9 protein-coding genes are annotated in these 8,709 nt (G+C 66.7%); 3 read left to right on the top strand and 6 right to left on the bottom strand.

The genetic code is table 11. The features are described from left to right. Positions 1 to 306 (bottom strand): hypothetical protein (locus tag NBV68_RS14870; RefSeq protein WP_296311063.1); only part of this gene is annotated, 306 nt, incomplete at its 3' end. A gap of 122 nt (positions 307 to 428) precedes the next feature. Here NBV68_RS14870 and NBV68_RS14865 point away from each other — a divergent pair. Then, on the top strand, positions 429 to 1,373 hold the full coding sequence (locus NBV68_RS14865) for a YeeE/YedE thiosulfate transporter family protein (protein ID WP_296311061.1): 945 nt from the start codon (positions 429 to 431) through the stop codon (positions 1,371 to 1,373). 9 nt (positions 1,374 to 1,382) lie between these two features. Here NBV68_RS14865 and NBV68_RS14860 read toward each other — a convergent pair whose 3' ends face one another. From NBV68_RS14860 to NBV68_RS14845, 4 genes are all read right to left on the bottom strand, one after another. Then, the gene (locus NBV68_RS14860; protein ID WP_296311059.1) at positions 1,383 to 2,138 is read right to left on the bottom strand and encodes a sulfite exporter TauE/SafE family protein; all 756 of its coding nucleotides are present in this window, start codon (positions 2,136 to 2,138) and stop codon (positions 1,383 to 1,385) included. Positions 2,139 to 2,164: 26 nt separating this feature from the next. Further along, positions 2,165 to 4,927, bottom strand: coding sequence for a preprotein translocase subunit SecA (secA, locus tag NBV68_RS14855; protein ID WP_296311056.1), 2,763 nt, complete (start codon positions 4,925 to 4,927; stop codon positions 2,165 to 2,167). 127 nt (positions 4,928 to 5,054) lie between these two features. Beyond that, complete coding sequence (locus NBV68_RS14850; protein WP_296311054.1) at positions 5,055 to 5,330, bottom strand: hypothetical protein; 276 nt, start codon at positions 5,328 to 5,330, stop codon at positions 5,055 to 5,057. A 67-nt stretch (positions 5,331 to 5,397) separates the two neighbouring features. Next, positions 5,398 to 6,090, bottom strand: coding sequence for a TonB family protein (locus NBV68_RS14845; RefSeq protein WP_296311051.1), 693 nt, complete (start codon positions 6,088 to 6,090; stop codon positions 5,398 to 5,400). 91 nt (positions 6,091 to 6,181) lie between these two features. Here NBV68_RS14845 and argJ point away from each other — a divergent pair, with 91 nt between their 5' ends. After that, the gene (gene argJ / locus NBV68_RS14840; protein WP_296311049.1) at positions 6,182 to 7,408 is read left to right on the top strand and encodes a bifunctional glutamate N-acetyltransferase/amino-acid acetyltransferase ArgJ; all 1,227 of its coding nucleotides are present in this window, start codon (positions 6,182 to 6,184) and stop codon (positions 7,406 to 7,408) included. Positions 7,409 to 7,413: 5 nt separating this feature from the next. Next, positions 7,414 to 8,208 (top strand): inositol monophosphatase family protein, encoded by a 795-nt coding sequence (locus NBV68_RS14835; protein ID WP_296311067.1) that lies wholly within the window; start codon positions 7,414 to 7,416, stop codon positions 8,206 to 8,208. Between the two features lie 354 nt (positions 8,209 to 8,562). Here the strand turns inward: NBV68_RS14835 and NBV68_RS14830 are convergent. Beyond that, positions 8,563 to 8,709 (bottom strand): thioredoxin domain-containing protein (locus tag NBV68_RS14830; protein ID WP_296311065.1); only part of this gene is annotated, 147 nt, incomplete at its 5' end.

Here is an 8,709-nt window from a genome sequence, read left to right as displayed (position 1 = left end):
GCCGAAGGTGAACCCCGCGCAATCCTCGCTCGTCCAGATCACATAGGCACCAATCGGATCGAGGCCGGTGATCTTGATTTCGTGGTGCAGGTCGCGATCGAGCGCGGGCGCTGAATACGTGCGTATCCTGCACCCTTCTTCCGAAATCTCGGTGACCTTGGCTGCGATAGTGAATCCCGAGGAATCGGTGAGGTCGGCAGCAAGCTCGATGCAGCGCCGTTGGGCCCAGCGGCGGTCCATCCGGGGGGCATCATCCTCGCCGAGGGGAGACGAGCGATCCTCGCCGCGCTGCTCTTCGGGTTGCATCCGGCCTCTCCCAGTGACGTGACTGGTCGGCAGGTTGTCACAAATCCCGACCCTGGACGCTTAAGTATGATAATATTTCGACCCGATTGCCTTCCTTGCAACACCCGCTACACCCTCATGCCGTGACCGTCGCAATCACCACAGCGCTGATGTTCCTGATCGGCTATGCCAGCCAGCGTGCGGGCGTGTGCATGGTGCGGGCCATGCGCGAGGTGATCGACAGGCGGCGCGTCCACCGGCTCGCCGGCTTCACCCTTGCCGCTGCGGCCGCGATGGTGGTCATGGGACTGGCCGAGTGGCTCGGAGCCGATCCCTTCATGACACTCCAGGGCACGCCGCCCGACAGCCTCGCCGTGGCAGGCGGCGTGCTGTTCGGGCTCGGCTCGATCCTTGCCGGGAACTGCGCGATGGGGCTGCTGGCGGGGCTTACTCAAGGCGAGCTGTGGCGCGCCGGAGCAATTGCGGCGATGTTCGTCGCCGCGCTGCTGCTTGGCCCCAGCATGTCGAGCGCGGCGCTGATGCTGCCTGCGCGCACGCCTGTGGCCTCGCCGCTCACCGGCCATGTGGTGCTGGCGCTGACGCTTGGCGGCACGGTGGGCGCGGGGGCGGCCACCTATCTCTACCGCCGCCTCGGCTGGCATCGCCTGCGCGGCGGCTGGTCGCCGCTCGTCGCGATGGGAGTGATCGGCACCGCCTCGGGACTGCTCTTCGCGCTGGACCGGCAATGGGTCTACACCAGCCGCATCGCCGAGATAGCCTATGGCGGGAGCTGGGCGCCGGGCGCGCTGTTCGGGCTTGCGGCGCTGATCGCGGGGATGACAGCGGCGACGGTGATCGGCGGCACATTCCGGCTGCGGGCGGGAAGCGCCAGCCAGTGGCTGAGCGCCCTGCCGGGAGGCCTGCTCATGGGCGCGGGCGCGACGCTGGTACCCGGGGGCAATGATGCGATGCTGTTCACCGGCGTACCGCTGCTGCTCCCCAACCTGCTGGCAGGCTATGCGAGTTTTGCCGCGACCCTTGCGCTGGCATTGCTCATCCGCCGGCAGGCTGTGCCGATGGGGGCCTGACGGGCGGGCCTAGACGCCCGCCAGCAACCGCACCCCCACCACGCCGACCAAGAGCGCGGTCAGCCAGCGGATCCACTTGGGCGGAAGCAGGCGCGCGGCGAAGAGGCTTCCGATCTGCCCGCCCACCAACACCGCGATCAGCAGCGGCAGCGAGGCACCCAGCGCCGCACCAAACAGGCCGGGGCCGTTCTTCACCATCTGCCCGGCGAGGCCGAACAGCGAATTGACGAGGATGAACAGGCTCGCGGTCGCCGCGATTCCCCTCGCCTCGTGCCAGCGCGCAAGGTGCAGCAGCGGCGCGAGGAAGATCCCTCCGCCGATCCCCACCAGCCCGGCGAAATAGCCCAGCGGCGCGGCGGCGAGCGGCATGAAGCGGGCGGCGCGCGTGGGTGCGCCCTCCGCACCCTCCTTCACCGGAACCAGCATCGTCAGCGCAGTCAGCACCAGACTGGCGCCGAGAAGTATGAGGAAAGTCGCCTCCTTGATCGGGGTCAGCCCGCCAAGAAAGCTCATCGGCGCGCCGAGCGCCACGATCACCCCCGCCTTTCTCCACGGCGTGATCCCCGCGCTGGCGAAGCGGATGCTGCTGCCTGTCACCACCACGATGTTGCAGGCAAGGCTCACCAGCGGCAGCAGCCGGTAATCGAGCCCCGAGAGCGCCAGCAGCGCCGAATAGGTCGACCCGCCGCCGAAGCCGACGCTGGCGTAGAGCAGCGCCGTCACCGCGAAGGCGAGCGCCAGCAGCACGGGGATCGCGCCGATCATGCCTGACCCCCGCCCCCGTCAGCCCGTCAGGCGCTCTGGCTGACGCCCACCGCGCCGTGGCAATGCTTGTATTTGTTGCCCGAACCGCAGCGGCACGGCGCATTGCGGCTGATGTCGAGATTGGCCCATGGGTTGTTCGGGTTGGCCCCGCCCGGACCGAAAGCCGCACGCGGCGAGCCTGCCAGCGAGCCGAACAGTTCGGGGCGGCTCTCCGACCCGTCGCCGTCGGCCGAATTCTCGAGCCCGGTCAGCGGATCGATATGCCCGGTGAGGAAATCGGGCAGTTCAGGCAGCGTCTGCACCGCAGGCTGCTCGAAGCGCAGCTCGGCGCGGAACAGGATCTTGGTGACCTCCTCGCGCAGCGTGTCGAGCATCGTCTCGAACAATACGAAGGCTTCCTGCTTGTATTCGTTGATCGGCTGCTTCTGCGCCATGCCGCGCATCCAGATCACCTGACGCAGCGCATCGAGGGTGGAGAGGTGCTCCTTCCAGTGATGGTCGAGCTGGCGCAACAGCACGTCCTTTTCGACCATGCGCCAGATCCCGGCGTCCTGTTCGCCCATCTTGGCGTCCATCATCTGGTCGGTGAGCTCGCGCAGGCGTTCCTCGAGCAGCTGCGGCTCGACCTCTTCCTCGGCGAGCCATGCGTCATAGGGCGGCTGGAAGCCGAAGATTTCCTCGGTGCGCGCCTTGAGGCCCTCGATGTCCCACTGTTCGGGGTAGGAGCCCGGCGGGCAGGCGGCGCCGACCAGCGCGTTGATCGTGTCGTGGCGCATGTCGACCACCACATCGTCAACCGTTTCGCTGTCCATGATCTCGGCGCGCTGTTCGTAGACCACCTTGCGCTGGTCGTTCATCACGTCGTCGTATTGCACGACCTGCTTGCGCATGTCGTAGTTGCGGGCCTCGACCTTCTTCTGCGCGGTCTCGATCGCCTTGGAGAGCCACTTGGAGCCAATCGCCTCGCCATCGGCCAGGTTCGACTTCATCATCTTGGAGAACAGCGTGTCGGGGCCGAAGATGCGCAGCAGATCATCCTCGAGGCACAGGTAGAAGCGCGACAGGCCCGGGTCGCCCTGACGGCCCGAACGGCCGCGCAGCTGGTTGTCGATGCGGCGGCTCTCGTGGCGCTCGGTGCCGAGCACGAACAGGCCGCCTGCGGCCTTCACGCGCTCCTTCTCCTCGGCGACTTCGGCGCGGATGCGGGCGATGGCTTCGTCACGCTCCGGCCCGTCGGGCAGTTCGGAAAGTTCGTCGCGGATGCGGTATTCGATGTTGCCGCCCAGCTGGATGTCGGTGCCGCGTCCGGCCATGTTGGTGGCGATGGTGACCGCGCCATAGCGGCCCGCCTGCGCCACGATGCGCGCTTCCTGTTCGTGGAAGCGGGCATTGAGGACGCTGTGCGTCACGCCTTCCTTGTCGAGATATTCGCTGAGCAGTTCGGACTTCTCGATCGAGACCGTGCCGACCAGCACCGGCTGGCCGATCTTCTGCTTTTCATGGATCGCCTTGGCGATGGCGCCGAACTTGTCGGCGGTGTTCTTGTAGAACTCGTCCTCCTCGTCGAGGCGGGCTACGGGCAGGTTGGTCGGGATCTCGACCACGCCGACCTTGTAGATGTCCCAGAATTCCGCTGCTTCGGTCGCCGCGGTGCCGGTCATGCCGGAGAGCTTGGGATACATGCGGAAATAGTTCTGGAAGGTGATCGAGGCGAGCGTCTGGTTCTCGGGCTCGATCCGCACGCCCTCCTTGGCCTCGACCGCCTGGTGCAACCCGTTCGACCAGCGGCGGCCGTCCATCATGCGGCCGGTGAATTCATCGATGATGATGACCTTGCCGTCCTTGACGATGTAGTCGGTGTCGCGCTTGCGGGCGAAGTTGGCGACCAGCGCCTGATCGAGGTGGTGGACAACCTGGGTGTTGAGCGCGTCATAGAGGTTCTCGGACGCCAGCAGGCCCTTGGCGAGCAGCAGCTGTTCGACCTCTTCCAGCCCCTCTTCGGTGAGCTGCACGCGCTTCACCTTCTCGTCGATGTCGAGCCATTCGACCGGGATCTCGCGTGCGACCTGATCGAGCTGGACGTAGAGTTCCGACTTGTCCTCGGTCGGGCCGGAGATGATCAGCGGGGTGCGCGCTTCGTCGATGAGGATCGAGTCGACCTCGTCGACGATCGCGAAGTTGAACGGGCGCTGCGCCATCTCGCCGCGCGAGTGCTTCATGTTGTCGCGCAGGTAATCGAAGCCGAATTCGTTGTTGGTGCCGTAGGTGATGTCGGCATTGTAGGCGTCGCGCTTGTATTCCTCGGGCATGCCGGGGACGATGACGCCGACGCTAAGCCCGAGCCAGTTGTAGAGCTTGCCCATCTCCTCGGCATCGCGGCGGGCAAGGTAATCGTTGACGGTGACGACGTGGACGCCCTTGCCCTCCAGCGCATTGAGATAGACCGCCAGCGTCGCCATCAGGGTCTTGCCCTCGCCGGTGCGCATTTCGGCGATCTCGCCGCGGTGGAGCACGAGGCCGCCGATCAGCTGCACATCGAAGTGGCGCATCCCGAACACCCGCACCGAGGCCTCCCGCACCGTGGCGAAGGCTTCCGGCAGGATGTCGTCGAGCTTGGCGCCGCCATCGATGAGGCCCCGCAGCTTGTTCGTCTGGCCCTGAAGCTCCTCGTCGGAGAGCACCTGGATCTGCGGCTCGAGCGCGTTGATCTGGTCGACGATCTTGCGCGCAGCCTTGATGTAACGCTCGTTGGCCGAGCCGAAAACGGATTTGATGACGGAAGAGAACATGGGTGTAGGCCTTTGATTCGGGGGCAATCACCGCGAATGATGCGGGCGGCTTGCGGATCTGTGCGGGGAAGGCGCGGCCCTCGCAGGGCGCGGCGCGCGGGAATTCAGAGGTATGCGGGTAACGCGCCTATTCGTAGGCGCGCTCAATCCCCATCAAGACCGGCAGGCGCAGCGATTCCGGCACCGGTGGCGGCGGGCACGGAGCCTCGGCCGCGCGGGTGGCGCTGATCGTGGCGGGCGCAGGCTGCGCGGCGACGCTTTCGCTTGGCGCACGCTCGTCCCCGCTCGCCGCAGCGACGCTTGCGGAGCATGCCAGCGCCTCGGCCAAGGACGCCTGCGCCGTGCCGCCTAGTGCGACAAGGCCGGTCAGCAGAGCCAGAAGAGCTAGAAAACGCCGGGTCATGAAACGATCAGATAATGGTTATGCGCCAATTCGTCCACAGCCATAGCGCGATAAGCTGTGCGAGAGCTTAATTGCCGGGCTGCGCGCCGCCGGAAGCAGCAGGCGTGCTCTCCACCCTCATCGTCAGCACCACATCTCGCGCCTCTGGCCGCCCTTCCTCGTCGCGGGCGGGCAGGCCCTTCTGGCCCGGGCACGGCTCCTTTTCGAAACTGCTCAGAATATCGGCCGGGATTTCGCCGGACTGCGCCATTACTCGGCAATTCACGTAGGCTCCGCGCGGGTCGATCGTGAAGGCGACCTTGATCTCGAAGCTGCCGCTGCCGAATTCGGGCTCGCGCCGCGTCCATCTCATCCGGCCGGAATAAACCGACCCAACTGGCCTGCTCTCCTTATCCTGCTTCGGAAGGAAACGCGCACGCTCGCTCAGCAGGCGGCAGGTTTCTGCCTCGAGGGTGGGCGTGGCAGTGCTTTTCGTGATCCGGCAACCCGTCACCGCCCCTTCGCGGTCGACGTCGAGCGCATAGCGCACCTCGCCCTCCTCGCGATTCCGCCACGCGGCTGGCGGATAATCGGCGTTGGAGACCCAGTCGGACGGCTTGCCGATCGGCTGCGGCCCGTTTTGATCGACCGGCATCGGGAGCGCCAGCCGCACCTCGGGCGGATCGGCGGCTATTGCGGTGCCATCCTGCGCTTGCTGCGCGGCGGCGGGCAGAGCGATAGCGGCACACAGGCTCGCTGCGAGCAAGAGTCTGATTTTCATGGGCTTGACATCTATCTCAGACCCCGCCCCGCGCAAAGCGGCAAAAGCCCGTGATTGCAGCGCTCCCGATTGGACATTACTGGCATGGCCTATGCAGATCGATCCCTCGCCCCTCGCCCGCCCCTTCCCCGACCTGCCGCCGATCGCAGGCGTCACGCTGCGCGTCGCACGGGCGCGCTACAAGATGTGGGACCGCTGCGACCTGACCTTTGCCGAACTCGCCGAGGGCACCAGCGCCGCGGGCGTCTTCACCAAGAGCGCCTGCGCCTCCTCCGAGGTCGAACTCGGGCGCGAGGCGGTGAAGTTGGGGCGCGCGCGGGCATTGATCGTCAATGCGGGGAACTCCAACGCCTTCACCGGCTGGCGCGGCCGCGCGGCGGTCGAGGCGATCCGGGCGCAGGTCAGCGAGGCGCTTGCCTGCACGCTCGACGAGGTGTTCGTCTCCTCCACCGGCGTGATCGGTGTGCCGCTGCCCATCGAGAAGGCGCAAGCCGGGATCGCCGCCGCACTGACCGCCGCGCCTTGCAGCTGGGAGGATGCGGCGAACGCCATCGGCACCACCGACACCTTTGCCAAGGGCGCGGGCGCCTCGGCAATGCTTGGCGGCGTGCGCGTGGAACTTGCCGGGATCATCAAGGGCTCGGGCATGATCGCCCCCGACATGGCGACCATGCTCGGCTACATTTTTACAGATGCAGACGTGGCGCCTGCCTTCCTGCAAGAGGCGCTGGAGCGCGCCAATGCGCAGACTTTCTCCTGCATCACGGTCGACGGCGACACCTCGACCAGCGACACGGTGATGGTCTTCGCCACGGGCCGCGCGGGCAATGTGCGGATCGAAAGCTGGGAGAGCGCGGGTGCGGACGCCTTCGCGGCCGCGCTCGCCGATGTATGCCGCAACCTCGCCCAGCTGGTGGTGCGCGACGGCGAGGGGGCGCGCAAGTTTGTCACCATCCGCGTCGCAGGCGCGGTCAGCGACGAGAGCGCGCGGCGCATCGGGCTTGCCATCGCCAACTCGCCGCTCGTGAAAACCGCGATTGCGGGCGAGGATGCCAATTGGGGCCGCGTGGTCATGGCAGTCGGCAAGGCGGGCGAACCGGCCGACCGCGACAAGCTCTCGATCGCCTTCGGGGGCGTGTGGGCGGCAAGGAACGGCGTGCCGGTCGAGGACTATGACGAGGCCCCGGTGGCCGCGCATCTGAAGGGCGAGGACATCGACATCGCGGTCGATCTCGGCCTCGCGGATGGCCGCGCCACCGTGTGGACCTGTGATCTCACCCACGGCTACATCGCGATCAACGCGGATTACCGTTCGTGAGCGCCCTGCCAGCTCTGGACGCGGAAATCCGCGACCTGATGCGCTTTGCCGCCGAGCGTTCGATGCTGCCGCGCTTCCGCAATCTGGCGGCGGGCGATGTCGAGATGAAGGGCGTGGATGATCCCGTCACCATCGTCGACCGCGAGGTCGAGGCCTTCCTCACCGAGGCGCTGACCAAGCTTGCGCCGGGCGTGGCGGTGGTGGGCGAAGAAGCGGTGCATGCCGACAAGAGCGCGCTCGATCACCTCTCCGGCCAGTGCTGGATCATCGACCCGCTCGACGGCACGGCCAACTTCGCCGAAGGCAAGGAGCCGTTCGGGATCATCGTCGCGCTGGCCGACGCAGGGCAGGCGGTGGCGGGGTGGATCTACGATCCCTTGAAGGACCGCTTCTGCCATGCGCGCCGCGGCGAAGGGGCTTTCGTCAACGGGGAGCGGATCGCGGCCCGGACCACCGGGCAGGAGCCGCCGGTCACTGCCGTCAGCCGGATTTTCCTCACCCCGCAGGAATCCGCGATGGTCGACGCCAAGCTCGCCGCCCACTACACCCTCGTCGATATCCCGCGCTGCGCTGCCGAGCAATATCCGCGCCTCGCGCTCGGCGAGAACGACATTTCGAGCTTCAAGCGCACGCTGGCCTGGGATCATGCGGCGGGCGTGTTGTGGCTCAACGAAGCGGGCGGCAAGGCGGCGCGGCTCGATGGCAGCGCCTACCGGGTGGACCAGCATGAGGCGCCCGGGCTGGTGGGCGCATCAAGCCCCGCGATCTGGGACGAATTTGTCGCGCGGGTGATGGCCTGAGCTTCCGCCGCAGCGGCCATGGTGCTAAGCGCCGCGCGCTCCGCGTCAGGAGCGGCAACGACAGGAGGCCACCATGGCTCGCAAGACCAACGACCCCGCCGACCTGCCCTGCTTTCGAGCGTTCGTCCAAGCGGCGTAAGGGCTATCCCAGCGAAACACAGGTGAAGCGCGGCCTGCGCTTCGTGCATGGCGACAAGGAACTGGTCGAGAAACTCGGCCGGAAGGATCCCTGCCCATGCGGTTCGGGCAAATGCTTTCAGGAAATGCTGCCTCACCTCCGGCCGGTTTCGACGGTGCCGGGCGGCATGATTACTGGCGGTGAAAAAGGGGGCGCCGCTCTGGCGCCCCTCATTCCTAGAGTTCGCTTTCGAGCCAGGCCTTGAGCTGGCTCTTGGGCGCAGCGCCGAGCTTCTTGGCCACCACTTCGCCATTCTTGTAGAGCAGCATCAAGGGGATCGACTGCACGCCGACCTGCGCGGCGATATCGGTGTTCTCCATGAT

Source organism: Erythrobacter sp. (assembly GCF_023653175.1).
Lineage (GTDB): Bacteria > Pseudomonadota > Alphaproteobacteria > Sphingomonadales > Sphingomonadaceae > Erythrobacter.
The sequence above is the reverse complement of the archived record's forward strand: the minus strand, read 5'-3'. Positions and strand labels throughout refer to the sequence as shown.